Raw genomic sequence first — 19,598 nt, 5'->3', positions numbered from 1 at the left:
ACCGTAAGCAATTATTAAGCATTTGAGTTTCTTTCCGTTAAGATGTCCTCCTTACAATGGGTGTCAGTTGAGTATCGCTGCAATCATTCCCCAGAGTAAAGGAGACGTCATAATGGATATTCAAGCGCGACGATTAACAAAGCTGATTGGCCTAATGTTGCTATGCATCGGATTGACCGCATGCGGCCAATCCGAACCGGTAAGTGTGTCTGTCAACGGAGAACGGATCGATCAACTGGAAGTGGTCAGGAAAAAAAGGGTTCTATATGTCCCGGATAGCTTCATCCGGGAGAAGCTGGATGTGCCTATTCAGTGGATCGACATGCCACCGGACAAAAGCGATAATTATTATTCCAACAAAGTTATTGTATTGATGTATCACGATCTGACAGAAGATCCAAATTCCCCGGATGAAATGTATATAGGAGATTTTTCCAATCAGATGCGTCTGCTAAAGGAGCATCAATTCAACGTCATCACGATGGAGCAATACACGGCCTTCATGCTGGAAGGCGCTTCGGTGCCGGACAATGCCGTATTACTCACCTTCGACGATGGCTATGAGACCTTCTACACACTGGCCTATCCACTGCTGCGCGAGTATGGATACACAGCCACCAACTTCGTCATCGTCTCATCGATCGACAACCAGAGCGGACGCCCCAAGATGAGTTGGGATCAGATGCGAGAGATGCAAGAACAAGGCTTCAGCTTCCAGAGTCATTCCTATGACTCTCACCAATATGGCGAAGTCAATGTGAAACATAAAAAGGGGCCACTCCTCTCCAACTACCTCTATCTGGAACGGGAGGAACGCAACGAGAGCGATACGGAATATCTGCGCCGCATCAAGGCCGACCTCAAGCTGGCTGAGCAGCGGTTGCAGGAGGAGCTTGGACAGGGTAGCCAAGTATTCGCTTTCCCTTACGGTGCATTCAATGACATGTTGCAGCAAACGCTCCAGGAGCTCGGCGTACCGCTCTCCTTCACTACTCGCCCGGGTAGCAACCAACCCGGTGAGCCATTTGGTTTCCGTATCAATGCGCCCAGTGTTGGAGAGGCGTTGTTGTCACACTTGCAAGCCTATCAGATTGAAGTCCCTTCCGATGCCGTGACCGACCTTGCGGCAACAACGGCACGCGTTCCCACGCTTGTTATAGATGGTACGATCTCCAATTTGCAGGGGGTGAAGCCGCCGCAGGACGAACAGACGGGGTTGATTCCGCTGCGGGCATTCTGTGAAGCTTATGGCATCCAGCTAACCTGGAACGCACGGGATAACCTGGTCGAATTAAAGCTTCGCTAAAGGAGCTATTCGCCAAGTATGATACGCCTAATACATATCCGTAACTGTAGGCTTTTCTTTTTCAACAGCCTGATCATGCAAATCGACTAAAAGAATTCCGTACAGGCACAGATAGGCCGCCGCCCACATACACTGTACAACAGTCTTGTTCCGGGGAGCAGGGACCCCGGCATCACATGGTGGGGGTGGCCGATGACATGCCAGGTTTATTAACGGCGGTTGCTTTATTCATTAAGCAGCTGTCCATGCTCGTCTCGTACGTAAAAAATAACGCGTTTCCACAGCCGTTGCAGGAAGAGGAAGAGGCCCGGCATCTGGCATTGTTTGCGCAGGGCAATCAACACTCACGTAATTTGCTTATTGAACATAATCTCCGTTTGGTTGCCCATATCGTCAAGAAGTTCGATAACACCGGCGAAGATCTGGAGGACCTCATTTCTATCGGCACCATTGGCCTGATCAAGGCAATCGAGAGCTTCCAGACGGGCAAAGGCACGAAGCTGGCGACGTTCGCGGCTAGATGTATAGAAAATGAGTCTTTAATGTCAGAAGAGGGGCATGGGATCATAAAAAAAGGGAGCTGCGAGGCTCCTTTCTTACTTCACTTGATAACAAACTCTGATGGCACCCACCCGCGCTGACCTGTGCTTAGCAGCTCTATCTTTGTGTTCATGATACCCCGGTCAATCACTGTTACGGCATCCCCGGCCTTACCCATCGTTATTCTTCCATCCAGCAGCATCCTACCTACTGCGTCCAAATTGTCTGCGACGATATACTTCATCATTTCATTATAGTTGTCCTTGGACTCCCCTAAGCCTATGTAAGTCGTGGTTTTCAATTTTCCATTCTGGCCACTCATGACCAGCGTAGAACTGGGTTCGCTCTTCGTGCTTTTCTTTGGAGCAGCATCCGGCGATTCCTCTTTTAAATTTGTTGCAACGAAGAGTGCGACGAGCGCAAAAAATAATATAAAGAACAGACATCCTTTATTCGAATTCACCTTAGGGGACCCTTGATTGTCAGCCATTTCAAAATCTCCTTATTATATTTATTTGCTTCCACATATTGACCGATGACCACTCTGGAAAATTCAACTAATATAGGTTGGGGCAACTAGAATCTACAGAGGTGATGGTCATAAAGATAGTTGGGGTTAAAACGGTTGGTAGAAAAGGTGATGAAACAGATTTCAAAGTGTTCGCATTGTCGGCCGTCGATTACATCGATTTGTATCGGCCGCGTACGTCTTCTAGCCTGGTGCCGGTTTATCATACTGCTAGCGGATCTTACGCTCCACTCATGACGCTTAAGGACTTATCTCAAGCTCTCGCAGACTATGGATTTGTCCAATACGACAGATCCAAAATAATAAACAACAGCAGAGTTAAGAAGATTGAGCGAGTTGGGAAGGAATTGCGCATAACATTTATCGATAATGTCGAAATTTTAGTTTCGGGGAGATCCCGCATGGTTGAGGGAAAGTGATACAGTTCAACCCCCCTGAACTGTCCACTCTCGTTTATTCGACTTCATTCGACAGATTTTTCTGACATACCCATCTATAATGAAGAGGAGCACATAGCGGTGCGGGGTTTGTTTCCCCATATGGGGAAATCTTGGCCGGATCGGGAGGGTGTTCCCTCCGCGCCTTCTCATTTAGTCTTCCAGGTATATAATTGAATCGGATTCTCCATTTTCAGAGCCATGGCTACTGTCATTAATGTGGGAAGACTCATCGTTCTTCGATTATGTGCGTAATCGGATAGATGGCTGTCTGATATCCCAGTTATAATTGACACTTCACGCTGTGAAATACCTGATTCTTTATACCATTCGAGAAGGCGGCAGCGATCCGGTAAATACCGCATCATACTGCTCCCCGTATTTATTTTCTAATATTAACCTTGAATGCGAACAGGCATTCGCATATAATGGACAAACAGTGACATAAACTGATCAATAATTGTTTTTTTGAAACCGCGGTCATCGTATTTTACATAAAAAAGGGGCGGTGTCATTATGAAACAGAAAGATAGAGATGAAATCGAAAAACTAAAATCAAAAATTAAAGGGCTTGAAGATGTAGAAACTAATGACTTAATTGACTTCATTTCTTTTTTGAATCTCCAGTAACAATTTCAATAATCCTCTCGAGCTTTTCCTTTTCTCCTGGATTGGTCAGATCTAGGTCGTATTTTTTAACTATCTCTCTTAAAATGGATTCTGTTTTATTTTCCTGAGCTTCATAACGAAATGATTCCTCATCAACAATGGCGGAGTCTTCTTTTTCGTTATCCCTTCCTAATAAATAATCAATCTTCACTTTGAAATAATCGGCGATTTGCTCTAATCTTTTTCTTCGCGGTAAACGATCCTGATCTTCTTGCTCATAATGAGTTATAGAAGAACGAGGAATCCCCAAAATCTCAGCTAAATCCTCTTGCGATAAACCTCTCGATTCTCTTAATTCCCTTAGTCTTTGCGGAAAGTTCACTTTAATCCACCTCACGAAATATATTAACATTCAGTGTTCGTAAAATAAACAGTGCGTAAAACGAACTTTTTATTGACAAGTGCGCTAAACGAACATATACTATGAATAAGAGGTGCGAATAACGAACATGAAAGGAGTTGCATCTTATGAAACGTAACGAGCTAATAGCTGCTAGAAAATCAAAAGGCTTGACGCAACTGGAGCTTGCCCAGCGAATTGGAATTACAAGAGCTTACTTAGCGAATATCGAAAGAGGCGAGCATGACCCTTCTTTAAAAGTAGCCCAAGCTATAGCTAGAGAATTGAAAAAAAATATCAGTGTTATTTTTCGCCCAGAAAGTGCGTAAAACGCACATATAGGAGGCAACAATAATGCAAAATTTAGTCTTTATACAAAACGGCCGCCCTATCACCGACAGCCTGACCATCGCCGAAACGTTCGGCAAGGATCACGACAAGGTAATCCGGGACATACGTACCCTAGATTGCAGTCCGGAATTCTCAACCGCCAATTTTGGCGAGTCAACATACCGGAGCGATCGTGGTCGTACTTACCCGAAGTATCTCATCACTCAAGACGGCTTTGCATTCCTGGTCATGGGCTACACCGGCCGCGAAGCAGCTCGGTTCAAGGAAAGGTATATTGCTGAGTTTAACCGGATGCGCGATGCGTTGAATGTTAATCCGTTCGTTTTACCAGGAACCCTACCAGAAGCGCTGAGGTTGGCTGCTGACCTAGCGGAAAAGAACAGCATGCTTCAAGGTCAGATCGAGGCTGAACGTCCTCTAGTAGTGTTTGCCGAATCGCTACAAGTATCCGAGGATTCAATCCTGGTCGCGGATCTTTCGAAGCTGCTGCGCCAAAACGGGATCAACACTGGTGAGAAACGGCTTTTCGATTGGCTCCGTCAGAACGGTTACCTCATTAAAGGCGGCAGCGAGTACAACATGCCTACGCAGCGTTCGATGGATCTCGGCATCATGGAAGTGAAAATCGGACTTCGTTCAAGTGCCAGTGAGGGCACGAAGCAAACACGAACAACTAAAATCACCGGCAAAGGTCAGATTTACTTCATTAACAAATTCTTGAGCCAGTCAGCGAAGCTGGCATAGGAGGCGCCCTATGAAAGTCAATTTCATCCTCGGCCCCCATGCAGAGAGAGTCAAAAAGGCTGCTCAGGTTCATGCAAGTAAGCTTGTCCGCCAAGAAATGAGCAAGCCAGATTTTATAAAAAGAGCCGCCGATCTGAGTGGCCGGCGGCGAGTGGGGAACGGTATAGCTTCATTATAAAGCATCTAGAACAATTCATTTATAGCTTATCCGGGCCCAGGTATTCCATTTTGGAATAGGAAGGGAGGTGAAGGCATTGAAAGAGCTAAACCTGGGCGCAGTCTTGAAGGCATGTCGAGTGAGAGCAGGTTACTGCCAGGAGAAAATGGCTGAGCTTATGTACAAATCCCAATCAGACATCAGCAAGATTGAGCGCGATCAGAAAGAGCCCGGCATCAAAACGATGTTGCACTGGGCAGAAGTGACGAATGCCAAAGAGGTCGTCGTCGCTTACATATTCGGAATGGACGGGATGAGCATCATCCAGAATGTCTTACCACTAATAGGAGGCTGATTGGATTGAAGAACATCATACAGCTGCAGACAGAGGCTGCGAAATGGAAGGCCAGGAATGAACAATACCGTGAATGGCTCCTGAAACATCCGCATGTGATTGGGGAAGAACGCTGGCATGGAGGGATTAACGAAGTAGATGCCTTGAAAGCAGAACTTGAAGAAGACATGAAAAAACAGCCGTCCGCCAGACAGCTGCCACTGAGAACCCGGTTAAAGCTTCTCTTGATTTCTACTATAGCACTCATGAAGGAAGACCGCAAGAAAGGTGTTGAGTGGCATGGACGAACGGTTTGAGGCCCGTCTGGACAGCCAGGAGGCAATGATGATTTGCCACGCTCTCCGGTCCAAAGCTACTGATTTGGATGATAATCCTCAGGCTGCTTTTTATAACAACCTCGCGGATCGACTGGAGAGTGTAAGGGTTAGCTACCAGGAAAGTCACTATGAACGCATGGCTGAGCGATACGGTCTGCCGCCAATAGATAAACGCCTGATGATGGCTGGAGGGATACCAGCCGAAACCTAGCCCCTTGGGGCGATGGTCGCGGAAATCCGCAAATACATAGGAAAGGAGCGATCGCCATGCAGGCAACCAACGGCCGCAAGACGGCAGAGGTTGTGGAGCAGGACGAGGAAGGCGTTGCCCTTCGCTGGGATTACAAAGGCGCGGTATACGGCCTAACGTTCGAGTACACGTCGTTTTACACCTGGGATGAGCTCAATCGTTATGGAATCAGTTTGGAGACATGAAAAAGACCCGCCTGCCAGCGGGTCCGGTCGATTCGAAATTAACTACCCCAATCGTAGCACGTTAAATTCATATTTTCAAGGAGGATCCTATGAAAAGAATTGAGCTTGAAGATTTGAGGTTCCGCAATTTCAAGGGAGCGCGCGATTTCGCACTGAAAGCCGGGGCCGAAGATACGGATGTATTCGGCGACAACGCCACAGGGAAGACCACGCTGAACGATGGCTGGCACTGGCTATTGTTCGATAAGGACAGCCAGAACAAAAGCAAGTTCTCCATTAAGACGATCGGCAAGGATGGCAACGAGCTTCACCAGCTGGAGCACGAAGTAGAAGGCGTCCTGATCGTCAACGGACGGCGCCGGACGCTCCGGAAGGTCCACAAGGAGACCTGGACTAAGAAGCGCGGATCAGCAACGTCGGACTTCACCGGACATACCACTGATTATCATGTGGACGGCGTTCCAGTCAAGAAAGGCGAATACGAGTCCGAGGTGGCCGCAATCATCGACGAGGACACCTTCAAGCTACTGACCAACCCCAACTACTTCAATGAGCATCTGGACAAAAAGAAGCGCCGGGACGTGCTGCTGACGGTGTGTGGTGATATTTCAGACGGCGATGTTATCGCTGGCAATCAGGCACTGGCTGCTTTGCCGGATATCCTGGGTGACCGGACGATTGAGAATCATCAGAAGTGGTTGGCCTCACGTAAGTCCGAGTTGAACAAGGAAATCAGCACAATCCCGGTACGGATCGACGAGGTTTACCGCTCTATGCCGGACACGGACGGAATGAACGAACAGCAGCTTACTGCTCGACTGGAAAAAGCCAAGGCGGCTGTATCCTCCAAAGAGGCGGAGCTGAGCCGGGTCCAGAACGGCGGCGAGGTTACGGTGAAAGAAAACCGGCTGCGCGAGATCGAAGGCGAGCTGCAGCAGATCAAGAACGACGTGCAGGCCGACTCACTGCGCGCTGTCGCGGATATGCGTCGAGTAGCCGCCGACAAGCGTCGCAAGGTTGAGGATGCGGATTACGACATCCGCTCGGCTGAGCGCCGGATTCAAGGGATCGATCAGGAGATCACCGACCACTCGAACAACTACCAGCGCATGCTGGGCATGTGGAAGACAGTAGACGCCGAGAGATTCTTGCTGGAGCACCATGACGAGTCTTGCGCAGCCTGCGGGCAGGCGCTGCCAGCCGAGAAGGTGAAGGCGGCACACGACAAGGCGGAAGCCAATTTTAACCGCAGCCGCTCTGAACGCCTAGAAGAATACAAAGCCAAGGGTGTCGCGTCCAAGAACGAAGCTGAGCGGCTGAAAGCCGAGCGTGATCGGTTAGACAAGGAGCTCGAAGGCCTCCGAGAGGTGCGCACCGGACTCCGGAAGGCAGCAGATGCAGCTGACGCCGAGGTACAGGCGCTGCAGGCAGCCGTGCAGGACGTCAACGACGATCCAGCATACATCGCTAAGCAGGAGGAGGTCCGGGCGGTCCGGGAAGAGATCCAGCGCTTACGATCAGAAGTCCAGCAGGCAGTGGAGCAGACTCGGACAGAGCTTGCAGGGCTTAGGGAGGCTGCGGCAGCCGTCGAGCGAGACATATCCAAGCTGGACATGGTCAAATCCGCAAACGAGCGCATCGAGCAGTTGAAGCAGCAGGAGAAGACACTGGCCGCCGAATACGAGCGGCTCGAGCACGAGGATTATCTGGCCGCCGAGTTCATCAAGACGAAGGTCTCCATGCTTGAGAGCAAGATCAACAGCAAGTTCAAGCTTGCGCGGTTCCGGCTGTTTGAATCTCAAATCAATGGCGGCATTAAAGAAGACTGCGAGACGCTCTATGAGGGCGTGCCGTACAGCAGCGGACTGAACAACGCCGGGCGCATCAATGTCGGCCTGGACATCATCAACACACTGTCTGAGCATTACGGGGTGACGGCGCCGATTTTCATCGACAACGCCGAAGCAGTGACGAAGCTGATTGCAACGCACGGTCAAAAGATCCGGCTGATTGTGCCGCCTGCTTTCGATAATCTCCCAGCAGAAGCGAGATCCCATCTTATTTCTCAAAATGGTGGGACATATGAGAAAGCTGCAGCAGCGTGGAAACAACAGAATTCTAAGCTGCGCGTCGAGCGCGCCAAAAACGCCCGCAAGGAGGCTGTATAGATGACATACTCAACCGGCCTGACAAAGGTCAACGACACATTCCTGCCCATGATTGAGAGCCAGCTTACTGGCAAGGGAATCGACATGGACCCCTACGCCAAGCAGTGCGTGCTCAACGCTCTTTCGTCCATCAACAGCATCCTGGACAGCAAAGGAATATCGTTCAATGATGATCAACTCGACCGCAACAACGTCACGACGATTCTGATGCAGATCGCGGCTCTCAAGCTCAATGCGGCAGCCAGCCCTCGGGAAGTGTTCTTCCAGCTGCGAAACGTGAAGGTCAAGACCCCAGACAACAAGGAGATCTGGAAGAAGCAAATCGAGATGGGGATCGAGGGGGATGGCAACGACGCCATCCTCGCCCGGTTCGGCCGCGACGTCAAAGAGGTCAGGCAGTTCTGGCTTGTGCGTGAGGGCGATGGATTCGAATATCCGACCTTCAACGGTTTGGAAATGAGCCCGCCGAAGTGGACGCCGAAGGGACAGGGCGAGGTAGTACGGATCGTCTACCCGATCATCCGGAAGAACAACATCATCGAATACCACATTTCAGAACGCGCCGACGTCGCCAAGAATCTTGTAGCTCACATCAATAACGGAATGATGAACGAAACCTTCGGAATCTGTGCCGATCGTTATAAAGCAAACCCTGATCAAAAGCGTCAAATCGCTGCTAAGAAGTCTGAAATCCTCAAGCGTGCCAGCGAGCTTGGTATCGCCGCTTTGGATGATCCAGATCTGCAGCAGTGGATTAGCCCGGCGTGGACAGAGTACCACAGCCGCGAGTCGATGCTGATCCGGAAGATGCGGAACAACGTCGTTAAGAAGATCCCCAAGGACTTCGGTAACGGATACCTGGAACTGATTCACAGTGAAGCAACGGATTCGGACTACAGCGCAGTGCGGCAGGAAATTAATGAGCAGGCCAATCGTGAGGTGATCGACCTTGAACCTGCGCCGCTCCAAGAGTCGCCTAATAAGCCGGAAGCGAGCCAGCCAGAACCGGCGCAGCAAGAACAAGAACTGCCACCGACAGAAGATCCGAAGCAAGCGAGCTTGGATGACTTCTCAGCTGATATGCCGGATGGTTCCGGCGGGGGAGATCCCTGGTGATCGAGATCAAGACACTTGCTTCCAGTAGCGCCGGTAACGCCTACACGGTTACGGACGGCAACACAACCCTGCTGCTGGAGGCAGGGATCCACTTCCGGGACATACAGAGGGCCGTGGGCTTCCGGATGTCGCAGATTGCAGGCTGCCTAATCTCTCATGAGCACGGGGACCACCGGAAAGCAGCAGCTGACCTAGCAAAGGCTGGGGTCGAGATCTACGCTTCTCAGGGAACGCTCGGTGCGCTACAGCTACCCAGGCACCGCACAACGGCCCTGACAGCTAAGAAGCAGGTTGTAATCGGAAGTTTGACGGTATTGCCCTTTGATGTACGACACGATGCAGAGGAGCCGCTGGGCTTCCTGCTAGGCAATCAGGCAGGCGAGAAGCTGCTTTTCGCCACTGACACTTACTACATCCCTTATCGCTTTCCAGGACTGACTCACATCATGGTGGAGTGCAATTACTCTGAGGCGATCCTGGACAGCAATATCATAGACGGTCGGGTCCCGGCCATTCAGAAGAAACGGCTGCAGCGTTCACACTTCAGCCTAGAGAATTTCAAGGACTTCATTCGAGCTAACGACATGAGCAAGGTGCAGGAGATTCACCTGCTGCACTTGAGTGATCGAAACAGCGACGAAGCCGCATTCAAGCGCGAGCTGCAGGAGCTGACAGGAAAACCAATTTATATCGCGGAGAGGTGATTGGTATGAAAGGCGGAAAGAAGCCAACCCGGCGCCAGAAGCAGGCACTACAATACGTCAACCTGAACCCGGCCAACTGGCTGGTATGCAAAGTAGAGAATGAACGGCTTCACGTTCAGCATCGGAACACCGGCACTATTAAAATCATCCCAGCATAGGAGGCGGCGCAGATGGCGATTGTAACGAGTCTCGCAGATCAGCCGGCACGGACAATCACAAAGCAAATGCAGACCAAGAGCAGCCGCCAGAAGCCCACTCAACGGCAGCTCGGGGAGATCAGCAAGGCAGTCGATGCGGAACTAAAGGAACGGTCCGGATACGTTTGTGAGAGATGCAGGAAGGCTCGGGCAGTGGAACGGGCTCACATCACTGGACGAAAGCAGTTGAGTCACAAGACGACTGTAACGGACCTCCTGCATTTGTGCTCCGAATGCCATCGTTGGCTTGATGCAACGCCCGAGGGCATTCGGTACCGGAAGGAATTAAGGATAAAATCGGAGGCGATATCATGGCATGGATCGAAAGCCACCAGGAGCTGATCAAACATCCCAAGACAAAGAAACTCATCCGAAGGCTGGGCGTCAGCTCACCGACAGTAGTTGGTCACTTGCATATGCTCTGGTGGTGGGCAATGGACTATGCGCAGGATGGCGATATAAGCCGGTTTGATTCTGAGGATATAGCCGATGCAGTCGAGTGGGATGGTCCAGCTGACGTCCTCGTTACGGCCCTGATTGAGTCAGGATTTATTGATAAAGAAGCCGATGGATTGAAGATTCACGACTGGTACGACTATGCGGGACGTCTCATGGAAAAGCGCGAACAGAACAAGGAAAGGAAGCGTCGGTCACGCAAAAAGGCTCAGGACGGAACAGGTGATAGCGAAGATGTCACGCGCCCGTCACGCGCCCGTCACGCGGACAGTAGTGAGACGGGCGACGGAGTCACAGGGCTACCGTACCTAACCGTACCTAACCAAACCATTATTAATAACCCTCCTCCTCCTATACAGGAAAACGAAAGTGGAGATCCAAGGATTGAGGAGCCAATAGAGCATACCAAACCCGTTTACGAATCCTATTTCAAAGCCCACGAGAGGCTGTTCAGTTTCCCGCCTTCCAAGACTCAACGCGACCAGTTGAATGATTTCATCGACGTTCAGGGCTTGGATGAGGCAGTTGTCGTTAGGGCGCTTGAAAGGGCTGACGCAAAAGGCGGGGGTTACAACTTCGCGCTAATAACGCGCATCTTACACGATTATCACCTTGCTGGAGCTATCACTTTGGATAAAGCGATCGAATTCGATGTGGCTTACGAAGCCAACAAGAACGCTCGGGATGCCCGTAGATCCGATAACAAAGTCACACCGTGGAGGAGGAGAGCGAGCAATGATGAGCGTGGGCGAAGCGATGAAAGAGTTCGTGGAGAATATGACGAACTGTCCCTCTGATGACGTGATCTGCCCGATCTGCGATCAGGTAATCCCAAAGTTGACCATCTATCCGCTCGGCATACCAAAAGTCGTGCAGCCAGCCTGTAAATGCGAGGTCCAGAAGATGGAGCGTGAAGTGCAGGAGTCGGTTGAGCTGCAGCGCCGCAATGAGATTAAGCGCAAGTTCTCAATCTCCAATCTTGGAGAGCGGTTCGACGATTGCCGTTTCGGCACCTTTAAAGACCGGGGAGGATCCGACAAGCCTAGACGGTTTGCCGAACGATACGCGGAAAACTTCCCACAAGACGGCGGTGACTCTCTCCTGATCTGGGGAGAATCCGGCAACGGGAAATCCCACTTGGCTGCAGCTGTCTGCCATGTCATCTCAGCCAAGGGTTACGTTCCAGTGTTCCAAAGCGTGCCGGAACTTTTGGAACGAATACGAGGAACATTCCGAAGCAAAAAGAACGAGACAGAGCAAGAAATCATGAACGCACTGCGGGATTGCGACCTTCTGGTCCTGGATGACATCGGTTCGGAAAAGGTAACGGATTGGGTCATGGACGTTATGTTCCGGGTTATCGATGGCCGGTACCGCCAGAAGAAGCCGACGCTATTTACGACTAACTTCTCTCCCACGGGCCTGCTGAATCAATTCCTGCCCGACAGGCCGGAAAATTGCGATGAGGCCGACAAGATCAAGGCCAAGCGGCTGCATGACAGGATACTTGAAGCCAGCATGATCATCGAGAATTCAGCATCGAGCTACCGACTGGAGGTCGCTAAAGCCCGCGCAGCTCGTTACAGGGAGGCTGAGGCCCAGTGAGCCGACAGGAGTTAATGCAGAGCATCAAAGACGGAGAGGCGTTTCTGGAACGCCGCGATCTGACGCCAGCGCAGCGGATATGGGGCGAAGAAAGGGTAGCCAAACGGATAGTGAAGCTATCTGAAATGGGCGAGGAGCCGGCACCACCGGCTGCGACCAAACCGGAGATTGATCGGAGCAAGATGGATCCAAAAGCAGTGTCCGCGATAAAAGAGATTCGGCAGATGCTCACAAAGAAAGCAGAAAAGTCATGGAGCTGAAAGACTACCTGATCGATCCCCGGCCGGACCTTCCGGCAGACAGCAAGAGGTGGCAACGGCTGCTGCGCATCGTGTTCCTGACAATCAAGGATGCGGACCGAGCCCACGAGTTGCTCAGTACGCTTTGGACCTTTCGGTCATTCGGCCTGATGCTGATGCGCGAGGATGACAGTCTCAAGTTCCGCCCGGTCATCAAGGACGGCTGGACGTGGGAGTCATATGCAGATTACGAATACTGGCGCACCAAGTACCTGGCACCGTACGTGGCAGAGATTAAGCAGCTGCTCCGGCGGCTTGAGCAGGAGGGCCTATGAAGCAGCAACGGAGAGCAGTGTACCTCGCCTGCGAGGAGATGGATTTTACTTGGGGCGAGGAAGATGTCGATTGGTTCGTGGGGATGTGGCACGACGGCCTATCGCTGCCGGAGATCGCGGCTAAGCTCAAGCGCTGCCCCGATGAGGTAGCTATCCTGGCGATCGATCAGGCGCGGAAGCGGCGCATACACAAAAGGACAGGGGGCGTGTGGGGTGATAGCATACGAGCGGCCAATGAGTGACCCGTACTTTGAGCAGACGCCCTGGCAGCAGATACACGATGACAATGGCCTGCTGATCGGCGAGGTATTCAGAGCGATGCCGGTCGCAGAGAAGGGACGGCGCAATGAGACGATTCGCAAGCAGGAACAAATACAGCTCGAAAAAATGCATCGTAACCGCAGACGGCACTCTTTACGAAGTGGAGGAGCTTAAGCGATACGGCATTACGGATGTAACTGGCAACAAGTTTGACAGCAAGATGGAAGCCAAGTATTACATCCATCTGCTAATGCTGCAGCAGGCCGGGCAGATCAAGGAGATCGGACTGCAGCCAGCCTACCAGCTCGAGGAGGGGCCGCGCTCGATCGTGTATAAAGCGGACTTCCTCGTTACCTGGAGCGACGGGCGTCAGGAAGTAATCGACGTGAAGGGTGTCCAGACCAAGGACTTCCGCATGAAAGCCAAGATGTTCCGCAATCGAAATCCACATATGCCGCTGGTATTGGTAACGCTCAAGGGCGGCCAGTGGCACACGAAAGAGGTCAAATAGACAGCATGAATAATCAATTCCCGTTTGAAAAGGATCTTCTCCAGTTGGGAGAAGGGGACGAATTTGTAATTTTCATCAAGGGCCGGGCTTTCGTCGTTTCTCCGGCTTCGGACGACGACATGGAGCGCATCGGACACGGATACTACTGCTTGGATTGAGGTGGAGCGCATGAAACCGGATATCAGCAAAGCGAATCGAGAGGAACTGTTGGTCATCCTGTTCTATGACGAGATGGCAACCACGTCCGATCGGGACGCGGCAAGAGATGAAATCTTGAAAAAGGCAAGCCGGAAGAAGTATCCCCGGGAGCAGCACAAAATAGTACCAGCATACCGCTGAGAGGAGAGGAAACATGACCGCATTCACGGATGACTACAAAGGCCAACGGCTACAGTACACTTTCGGCGTGGAGGACGGAGAGGTAAAACTAAACGTCCCGAAGATGTTCGACCGGGATCTGGACTTCACCTTTGCACCGCCGGCAGGATACCGGCCATCCGTACAGTTGGAAGACCTCAGCCTCGAAGAGTGGCAGATCCGCCTGGACGTAGCCAGGGAGTGCGTACACATAAGGAGCGAACTGGTCGACAAGATACTCACAAGCCTGGCGAGTCTCCCCGATCTGGAGACCGACCAGCAAGTCGCCTCCTGTTATAGTGGCGGCAAGGACTCGGCAGCCATCATGGTACTGGCTCGTATGCGGTACCCAAAGGATCGGATATTCGCCATGTTTGCCGACACGCAGGACGAATGGCCGGAGACGTACCAACACATCCCGGAGTTCATCCGCTGGATAGGCGTCCGGGATTTCCGGCAGCTTGAGTCAATGGGCATCCACACGCTGCTGGAAGAGAAGATCCCTTGCTGGCCGATCGCCAAGCGCCGGCATTGCACGAAGAACCTTAAGCTGCTGCCGATGCGCGACCATCTCGATACTGCAGGCTACGACCAGGTGCTCAAGGTCAAACGAGGAGCGCGCTTCCGTCCTACACACGAGCTCCAAGGTGCGGATGTAGATGTTAGGTACCCTGCACCCCTGTTGCTATCTGGAGAGCGGCGTATGGAGGGTCTGGCGCGGTCGGACATTCAGCTCGAGCCGGAGCGAGACGAGACGCTGATGCGAATCACGGCCCGCCCGGTACTCGAGTGGAGCATTCAGGATGTTTGGGAGTTCCTGTTCTGGGTCCGCGCCCCGTATAACCCGGTCTATCACTGGATCAAGCGCGTGGCGTGCGCTGGCTGCCCATTTGCTGGCGACGACGAGATGTACACGCTGGGCGAGCACCACCCGGATCGGCTGCGGGCGTGGGCAAGGACAGAGAATATCATAGGTGTCCCGAGACTTGGCGGCGTTGCATTTAACAAGGTTCTGGAGGATCTGGAGGACTCCGGCATGATCGGCAGGAAGGCGGTAGGGTAAGCATGGCGAGCGGCTGCATATTGGGTGTGTGCTTCGTCTGCAATGACCATGTCTACGAGGATCAGTTGGGCTGGAGCGGTGACCGGATGAAGCACACCACCTGCAAGACGATCAGCGATGTACGGCTAGAAAACCGCATGCTCCATGAGGAGCTGAAAGAATACAGACAGTGGATTTCCGGAAAGGGGAATGGAGATGCCTGAGACAACACATAAAGTAGAGATCGGCCGCGTGCCGGATGAACAGGTGGATGCCATGCAAGATTATCTCCAGAAGTTGGACGCCGAGCTCGAACTGGATCCAAACCATATGCATACGCTGCGCCGGGTGCTGGCTGGGTATGACTCAGCTTGGACGGCAATTGAAGCGATCACTCCAAAGGGGGTAGAGTCCCATGGATAACACACAGGCACTCCAGGCTTTGCTTGCAGGGGCAGAGGGGCACGGGCGGATTATCGTCAGCCCCGAACTGCTCCAGTCCACGATTGAAGAGATTGCCGGGCTCCGGCAGCAAATTTCCGAAGGTGTGGAGTTGTTGACCGAAGGCATTAGGCAAATGGACGAGAAGGACGAAGGTATCGCCTGGTGCATGAGGAAGCAGCAGATCGACGGGGCATGGATCAAGAAGGTTGAGGGCGAAAAAGAGGCCATGAAGAAAGCGCTGGCGTGGTACGGAGACGAAAGCAACTATGACCCAGCACACCTCGACCTGCATGGATATATCCCGATTGACCAGGACGCCGGGCAGCGCGCCCGGTCCGCCCTATCCACCATAGAGGGAGGTAAAGCCACCCTAGACCCCCGGGGAGGGGATGCGGATGAGTAAACCAGTCGCGAACATTCTTAATTTCAGCGGAGGTAAGGACAGCACAGCGATGTTTATCTACGCCGTCAAAGAACTAGGTGTAGATATACAGGCCGTATTCTGCGACACAGGGAACGAGCACCCTTTGACTTATGACTATTTAGAATACATTGAAGAAGAGTTAGGACCAATTCGTAGGGTGAGACCGGACTTCTCCGCTCAGATAGAACGAAAACGAATGATCGTGCAAACCAAATGGAGAGCCGAGGGAGTGCCCGAAGAAGTCATCCAAAGCGCATTGAATATGCTCCATCCCACGGGAAATCCATTCTTGGACATGTGTATTTGGAAAGGTAGATTTCCATCAACCATGATGCGTTTCTGCACACAAGAATTAAAAGTGATCCCGAATATGGAACAAGTATATATGCCTCTGTTGGAGAATGGTCACAAGGTTATAAGTTGGCAAGGCGTGAGGGCACAGGAAAGCGCAGCTCGTGCCAAGCTACCTGAACGAGAGGATACGCCAGAAGGTTACGAGATTTACCGTCCGTTGCTTCACTGGAGTGTCGAAGATGTATTCGCAATACACGAGAAATACGGAATAGAACCCAATCCTCTGTACAAGCAAGGCATGGGTCGTGTCGGATGCATGCCTTGCATCAACTGCGGGAAACAGGAGTTGTTCGAGATATCAAGACGGTTTCCGGCTGAAATCGAACGAATTGCAGCGTGGGAAGAGATCGTAAAGCAGGCGAGCAAAGGGGGGGGGCGCAACATTCTTCCCATTAGCAAACAACCGGAACACAGACGGAATTCACAGCGAAGTAGAGTGGAGCAAAACCACACATGGTGGACGGAACTATGACCTGCTTAAGTTGATCGAGTCCGAGGAAGTCGTGATGTGCAGCAGTCAGTATGGTTTATGCGAATAGCGCGTAGCGCCATCGGAACGACCGAAATACTAAGCGAAGCGAGGCCGTATAGGGCCGGGGAGGTTTTATGAGTAAGTACGATAAAGAATCCATCTACGATGAGCAGATCGCGCCACTTATGAAGCAAATCATTGAAATCTGTAAACGGGAAGAATTGCCCATGGTCGCACAGTTTTACTTAAAGCAGCAGCATCCAGACGATGACGTCGAAAACGCAGCTATGTACTGCACTACAACGATCATTCCATCGAGGGATAAAATCTTCGAGGAACATCATGCGCATTTAACGCATGTTGCCGAAGCGATGAGGTACGGACCGGGAGGCAAGCCATATGTCATGGCAGTCACCGTACAAGGAGGAGCCCATGAGTAAGTACGTAGACAAACACATGTTAATTGATTGGCTTGAAGAGAAACAGCTTGAGGCTAACGCAGAAAGTAAGTTTGGTAGGGCCGGCGCTTATGGAACAGTAAACAACTTCGTGGAATCAGGACAATTTGATGCACCCGACCTCCTGGCAGAGAGGGATGCAGAGATCCAGCGGCTACACGCAGAAAAAGAAGATTTGATGAATGTGAATAGAGTGCGCCACGCCGATATTGAAGCATTGCAAGAGCGTATCAAGTGGCTTGAGGAAGGTTCCGTATCCCATCAGACAGAGCAGCCAGACACCAAACACGTCGAACTGCGTCCACCAGTACGCTGGTTCGCGGAGCAGATGCAAAAGAAGCTAATACAGAACGACCACAAGGGCGGCTGGAGCCAATGCACAACGGATTATCTCTATAGACGCCTGAAAGAGGAGTATGTGGAGCTTATTGAATCATTTGTCCGTGGTCAGCCTTCTGAAAAAATAACCAAAGAAGCTGCGGATGTTGCAAATTTCGCTATGATGATTGCTGATAATGCCCGTCCCCAGCCAGCACCGAAGGGAGAGGATAGCAATGGGTGAGGCAAAGCGCCGTAAGGACAAGGGGATGTATTGGTGCATGCCCGAGTGTGATGATTGCCGGAGCGCGTTTGAAGTTGAACAGATGCCGGATGGAAGGTTCTTATGCGGCTTCTGCTGCCAGCTACTCCCTGAACGAAGCATGGACAACGAGCCAAGGAAGTCGTTTATGGTGATCGGCAGTGGCAGGACCGCGACGATGGCAATAGCCATGGCACTGATTGCTGGTGCAGGCATTACGCCCCCTGAGGGCACTAAGGGAGGATAACAGACAATGACAGAACAATTGAGAGCAGTGGCCATCGGGCCGGATCGTGTTGACATTGTGGTGGGACACGGAACCAATGAGGAACTGGCGGCATGGTATTACGCAGAGGTGAGCTTGCACGAGGACGAGCGGACCGACTACAGCGTCAGTGAGTTTCCGCTTGACAAAAAACTCGAATGGGAAGATGCCGGGGAGAAGACGTTGCGTGAGTTGGTCTCCGACTGCACGGAGTTCCCTGTTATCGCAGGCTGGGAAGATTAGGAGGGAGGATAACCAGACATGTCCAAGATAATCGTTAAAGCTCAACGTTCTATCATGGGTCAAAATACTGTGCTGATTTATAACAAAGATCGTTCCGTTTCCGGCGAATTGCCCAATGAGGGAGCGATTGAAACCGCGCTTGGAGATCGGGATAAGGTTTATTTTGAAGCGACAGTGGACGATGCCGGGCTCTTACATCTGCACAAAGAAATCCGCAATCAAAACTGGTGAGGAGGACACCCAATGACAAACATGGATACGGCTGCCGTTTCACTGGGTTGGTTCGGTCGTCTCGTAGCTAAGTTCAAGGTCCAAAAGACCAATCAAACCCTGTGGGTGTATTGCCCGGGATGCGGTAAAGACCTTTGCAGCAACGGAAGCTTGGTCAAGGACGAGGAATTCGTAGAGTACAAATGCACGAACTGTTCACGGGAAAGTAGATGGGATTTCGATAGGTACGGACCTGCGGTGGTCGAGGTGGATGAACGGGGTTGGCCGAAGGGCTCCGTCCCGACCGAATCAACCCAGGCGAAGCCGGAGGCCGTATCAGGTCTGGGGGAGGATAACCACCCGGACACCCCGGAGGGGAGGACAGAGACATGATATGGATAATCGTAGCAATCATATGGCTCTTGGGTGGTACGGCGATATCAGCCGCTCTTGTCGGCTCGAGGAAGGAGAGGGAAGCGAATGCCGCACAGACGCTACATCACGGATGAGGAGTACGCCAAGGCAGCTGCCAACGGAATAAAGCGGGATACGCTGAATACACGAATCTGGCAGCATAACTGGGATATGGATAAGGCCACCACCAAGCGGCCACAGAAGCAAATAAAACATTCAGAGCACTACAAAGCGATGGCGCGCAGCAATGGAATAACTGAAACTATGTACCGGGTTCGCGTCAAGCAATATGGTTGGACGCCACAGCGGGCTGCAACTGAGCCTCCAGGTCATCCGGAAAGCCGAAAGGCAGCTATCAAAGCAGCACATGCAGCTCGGGGGAAGTATCCCAAAGAACTTCTTGAGGAAGCAGCCAGCAATGGAATCGCACGTGATACGTTCTATTGCAGGATCAAGCGAGGCTGGCCACCTGAAGAGGCGGCGAGGCACCCGCCATTGAGAAGGCAGAAGCAATAAAAACAGCCCTCCAGATCGTTGGGGAACGGGTGGAGGGCCAGGACGGA

The 19,598-nt window shown here is 51.8% G+C and carries 36 protein-coding genes and 1 pseudogene; 34 read left to right on the top strand and 3 right to left on the bottom strand.

Annotated features, from left to right (window positions below):
- The first annotated feature begins 112 nt into the window (after window positions 1-112).
- A complete protein-coding gene (locus F556_RS33310) occupies window positions 113-1,306 on the top strand; it encodes a polysaccharide deacetylase family protein (protein ID WP_020615796.1) in 1,194 nt (397 codons plus the stop codon).
- 197 nt (window positions 1,307-1,503) lie between these two features.
- Window positions 1,504-1,851: pseudogene (locus tag F556_RS33305) on the top strand (sigma factor); the annotation flags it as partial.
- Window positions 1,852-1,907: 56 nt separating this feature from the next.
- On the opposite strand, the gene F556_RS0104925 reads toward F556_RS33305, so the two are convergent.
- The gene (locus tag F556_RS0104925) at window positions 1,908-2,336 is read right to left on the bottom strand and encodes a hypothetical protein (RefSeq protein ID WP_020615794.1); all 429 of its coding nucleotides are present in this window, start codon (window positions 2,334-2,336) and stop codon (window positions 1,908-1,910) included.
- Between the two features lie 104 nt (window positions 2,337-2,440).
- Between F556_RS0104925 and F556_RS39220 the strand changes: the two genes are divergently transcribed.
- The gene (locus F556_RS39220; RefSeq protein ID WP_020615793.1) at window positions 2,441-2,794 is read left to right on the top strand and encodes a LytTR family DNA-binding domain-containing protein; all 354 of its coding nucleotides are present in this window, start codon (window positions 2,441-2,443) and stop codon (window positions 2,792-2,794) included.
- Between the two features lie 167 nt (window positions 2,795-2,961).
- On the opposite strand, the gene F556_RS39215 is transcribed toward F556_RS39220, so the two are convergent.
- Entirely contained in the window at window positions 2,962-3,177 is a 216-nt protein-coding gene (locus tag F556_RS39215; RefSeq protein WP_211222541.1) for a helix-turn-helix domain-containing protein, read from the bottom strand.
- Between the two features lie 239 nt (window positions 3,178-3,416).
- On the bottom strand, window positions 3,417-3,803 hold the full coding sequence (locus F556_RS36070; protein WP_020615792.1) for a helix-turn-helix domain-containing protein: 387 nt from the start codon (window positions 3,801-3,803) through the stop codon (window positions 3,417-3,419).
- A gap of 146 nt (window positions 3,804-3,949) precedes the next feature.
- Here F556_RS36070 and F556_RS0104910 point away from each other — a divergent pair, with 146 nt between their 5' ends.
- The 31 genes from F556_RS0104910 to F556_RS36055 all read left to right on the top strand — a co-directional run bounded on the left by F556_RS0104910 (window position 3,950) and on the right by F556_RS36055 (window position 19,551).
- A complete protein-coding gene (locus tag F556_RS0104910; RefSeq protein WP_020615791.1) occupies window positions 3,950-4,150 on the top strand; it encodes a helix-turn-helix transcriptional regulator in 201 nt (66 codons plus the stop codon).
- 25 nt (window positions 4,151-4,175) lie between these two features.
- A complete protein-coding gene (locus F556_RS0104905; RefSeq protein ID WP_020615790.1) occupies window positions 4,176-4,916 on the top strand; it encodes a Rha family transcriptional regulator in 741 nt (246 codons plus the stop codon).
- 10 nt (window positions 4,917-4,926) lie between these two features.
- Complete coding sequence (locus F556_RS37640) at window positions 4,927-5,094, top strand: hypothetical protein (RefSeq protein WP_020615789.1); 168 nt, start codon at window positions 4,927-4,929, stop codon at window positions 5,092-5,094.
- 76 nt (window positions 5,095-5,170) lie between these two features.
- Window positions 5,171-5,428 carry a helix-turn-helix domain-containing protein gene (locus F556_RS0104895; RefSeq protein ID WP_020615788.1) on the top strand — a complete coding sequence of 86 codons (258 nt, stop codon included), beginning with the start codon at window positions 5,171-5,173 and terminating at the stop codon, window positions 5,426-5,428.
- 5 nt (window positions 5,429-5,433) lie between these two features.
- On the top strand, window positions 5,434-5,724 hold the full coding sequence (locus tag F556_RS0104890; RefSeq protein ID WP_020615787.1) for a hypothetical protein: 291 nt from the start codon (window positions 5,434-5,436) through the stop codon (window positions 5,722-5,724).
- Window positions 5,708-5,956, top strand: a complete 249-nt coding sequence (locus F556_RS0104885; RefSeq protein ID WP_020615786.1) for a hypothetical protein — start codon at window positions 5,708-5,710, stop codon at window positions 5,954-5,956. Before F556_RS0104890 ends, F556_RS0104885 begins: the two co-directional genes overlap by 17 nt.
- Before the next feature lie 56 nt (window positions 5,957-6,012).
- Window positions 6,013-6,180 (top strand): hypothetical protein, encoded by a 168-nt coding sequence (locus F556_RS37635; RefSeq protein WP_020615785.1) that lies wholly within the window; start codon window positions 6,013-6,015, stop codon window positions 6,178-6,180.
- Between the two features lie 89 nt (window positions 6,181-6,269).
- On the top strand, window positions 6,270-8,348 hold the full coding sequence (locus F556_RS0104875) for a coiled-coil domain-containing protein (RefSeq protein ID WP_020615784.1): 2,079 nt from the start codon (window positions 6,270-6,272) through the stop codon (window positions 8,346-8,348).
- Window positions 8,349-9,464 carry a hypothetical protein gene (locus F556_RS0104870; protein ID WP_020615783.1) on the top strand — a complete coding sequence of 372 codons (1,116 nt, stop codon included), beginning with the start codon at window positions 8,349-8,351 and terminating at the stop codon, window positions 9,462-9,464.
- Window positions 9,461-10,168 (top strand): MBL fold metallo-hydrolase, encoded by a 708-nt coding sequence (locus F556_RS0104865; RefSeq protein ID WP_020615782.1) that lies wholly within the window; start codon window positions 9,461-9,463, stop codon window positions 10,166-10,168. The genes F556_RS0104870 and F556_RS0104865 overlap by 4 nt, the downstream gene beginning before the upstream one ends.
- Window positions 10,169-10,173: 5 nt before the next feature.
- A complete protein-coding gene (locus F556_RS37630) occupies window positions 10,174-10,326 on the top strand; it encodes a DUF6906 family protein (protein WP_020615781.1) in 153 nt (50 codons plus the stop codon).
- A gap of 350 nt (window positions 10,327-10,676) precedes the next feature.
- Window positions 10,677-11,618: a DnaD domain protein gene (locus tag F556_RS36065; RefSeq protein ID WP_020615779.1), complete on the top strand. Its 942-nt coding sequence runs from the start codon at window positions 10,677-10,679 to the stop codon at window positions 11,616-11,618.
- Window positions 11,557-12,426: an ATP-binding protein gene (locus F556_RS0104845; RefSeq protein WP_020615778.1), complete on the top strand. Its 870-nt coding sequence runs from the start codon at window positions 11,557-11,559 to the stop codon at window positions 12,424-12,426. The genes F556_RS36065 and F556_RS0104845 overlap by 62 nt, the downstream gene beginning before the upstream one ends.
- Window positions 12,423-12,686, top strand: coding sequence for a hypothetical protein (locus tag F556_RS0104840; protein ID WP_020615777.1), 264 nt, complete (start codon window positions 12,423-12,425; stop codon window positions 12,684-12,686). The genes F556_RS0104845 and F556_RS0104840 overlap by 4 nt, the downstream gene beginning before the upstream one ends.
- Complete coding sequence (locus tag F556_RS0104835; RefSeq protein WP_020615776.1) at window positions 12,677-13,000, top strand: hypothetical protein; 324 nt, start codon at window positions 12,677-12,679, stop codon at window positions 12,998-13,000. The genes F556_RS0104840 and F556_RS0104835 overlap by 10 nt, the downstream gene beginning before the upstream one ends.
- Complete coding sequence (locus tag F556_RS0104830) at window positions 12,997-13,242, top strand: hypothetical protein (RefSeq protein ID WP_020615775.1); 246 nt, start codon at window positions 12,997-12,999, stop codon at window positions 13,240-13,242. The genes F556_RS0104835 and F556_RS0104830 overlap by 4 nt, the downstream gene beginning before the upstream one ends.
- Window positions 13,214-13,435, top strand: a complete 222-nt coding sequence (locus F556_RS38530) for a hypothetical protein (protein ID WP_211222540.1) — start codon at window positions 13,214-13,216, stop codon at window positions 13,433-13,435. The genes F556_RS0104830 and F556_RS38530 overlap by 29 nt, the downstream gene beginning before the upstream one ends.
- Window positions 13,422-13,772: a DUF1064 domain-containing protein gene (locus F556_RS33290; RefSeq protein ID WP_020615773.1), complete on the top strand. Its 351-nt coding sequence runs from the start codon at window positions 13,422-13,424 to the stop codon at window positions 13,770-13,772. Before F556_RS38530 ends, F556_RS33290 begins: the two co-directional genes overlap by 14 nt.
- 5 nt (window positions 13,773-13,777) lie before the next feature.
- On the top strand, window positions 13,778-13,930 hold the full coding sequence (locus tag F556_RS37625) for a hypothetical protein (protein WP_020615772.1): 153 nt from the start codon (window positions 13,778-13,780) through the stop codon (window positions 13,928-13,930).
- Window positions 13,931-13,940: 10 nt separating this feature from the next.
- On the top strand, window positions 13,941-14,111 hold the full coding sequence (locus F556_RS37620) for a hypothetical protein (RefSeq protein ID WP_020615771.1): 171 nt from the start codon (window positions 13,941-13,943) through the stop codon (window positions 14,109-14,111).
- Window positions 14,112-14,124: 13 nt separating this feature from the next.
- Window positions 14,125-15,192, top strand: coding sequence for a phosphoadenosine phosphosulfate reductase family protein (locus F556_RS0104810; protein WP_020615770.1), 1,068 nt, complete (start codon window positions 14,125-14,127; stop codon window positions 15,190-15,192).
- Between the two features lie 2 nt (window positions 15,193-15,194).
- Window positions 15,195-15,395 carry a hypothetical protein gene (locus tag F556_RS0104805; RefSeq protein ID WP_020615769.1) on the top strand — a complete coding sequence of 67 codons (201 nt, stop codon included), beginning with the start codon at window positions 15,195-15,197 and terminating at the stop codon, window positions 15,393-15,395.
- Window positions 15,388-15,594, top strand: a complete 207-nt coding sequence (locus F556_RS0104800) for a hypothetical protein (RefSeq protein WP_020615768.1) — start codon at window positions 15,388-15,390, stop codon at window positions 15,592-15,594. The genes F556_RS0104805 and F556_RS0104800 overlap by 8 nt, the downstream gene beginning before the upstream one ends.
- Window positions 15,587-16,018, top strand: coding sequence for a hypothetical protein (locus F556_RS0104795; protein ID WP_020615767.1), 432 nt, complete (start codon window positions 15,587-15,589; stop codon window positions 16,016-16,018). The genes F556_RS0104800 and F556_RS0104795 overlap by 8 nt, the downstream gene beginning before the upstream one ends.
- Window positions 16,011-16,865, top strand: coding sequence for a phosphoadenosine phosphosulfate reductase domain-containing protein (locus F556_RS33285; RefSeq protein WP_245583013.1), 855 nt, complete (start codon window positions 16,011-16,013; stop codon window positions 16,863-16,865). The genes F556_RS0104795 and F556_RS33285 overlap by 8 nt, the downstream gene beginning before the upstream one ends.
- A gap of 134 nt (window positions 16,866-16,999) precedes the next feature.
- Window positions 17,000-17,305, top strand: a complete 306-nt coding sequence (locus F556_RS0104785; RefSeq protein ID WP_020615766.1) for a hypothetical protein — start codon at window positions 17,000-17,002, stop codon at window positions 17,303-17,305.
- The gene (locus F556_RS38695) at window positions 17,298-17,885 is read left to right on the top strand and encodes a hypothetical protein (RefSeq protein ID WP_020615765.1); all 588 of its coding nucleotides are present in this window, start codon (window positions 17,298-17,300) and stop codon (window positions 17,883-17,885) included. The genes F556_RS0104785 and F556_RS38695 overlap by 8 nt, the downstream gene beginning before the upstream one ends.
- A gap of 271 nt (window positions 17,886-18,156) precedes the next feature.
- The gene (locus F556_RS0104770; RefSeq protein WP_020615763.1) at window positions 18,157-18,411 is read left to right on the top strand and encodes a hypothetical protein; all 255 of its coding nucleotides are present in this window, start codon (window positions 18,157-18,159) and stop codon (window positions 18,409-18,411) included.
- An 18-nt stretch (window positions 18,412-18,429) separates the two neighbouring features.
- Window positions 18,430-18,642, top strand: a complete 213-nt coding sequence (locus F556_RS0104765) for a hypothetical protein (protein WP_020615762.1) — start codon at window positions 18,430-18,432, stop codon at window positions 18,640-18,642.
- A 12-nt stretch (window positions 18,643-18,654) separates the two neighbouring features.
- Complete coding sequence (locus F556_RS0104760; protein WP_020615761.1) at window positions 18,655-19,014, top strand: hypothetical protein; 360 nt, start codon at window positions 18,655-18,657, stop codon at window positions 19,012-19,014.
- Window positions 19,015-19,101: 87 nt separating this feature from the next.
- The gene (locus F556_RS36055) at window positions 19,102-19,551 is read left to right on the top strand and encodes a hypothetical protein (RefSeq protein WP_020615760.1); all 450 of its coding nucleotides are present in this window, start codon (window positions 19,102-19,104) and stop codon (window positions 19,549-19,551) included.
- Window positions 19,552-19,598 lie beyond the last annotated feature (47 nt).

This window comes from Paenibacillus daejeonensis DSM 15491, from assembly GCF_000378385.1.
GTDB lineage: Bacteria > Bacillota > Bacilli > Paenibacillales > Paenibacillaceae > Paenibacillus_D > Paenibacillus_D daejeonensis.
Note: the sequence above shows the minus strand (reverse complement) of the source record. Positions and strands in the feature narration are given on the sequence as shown.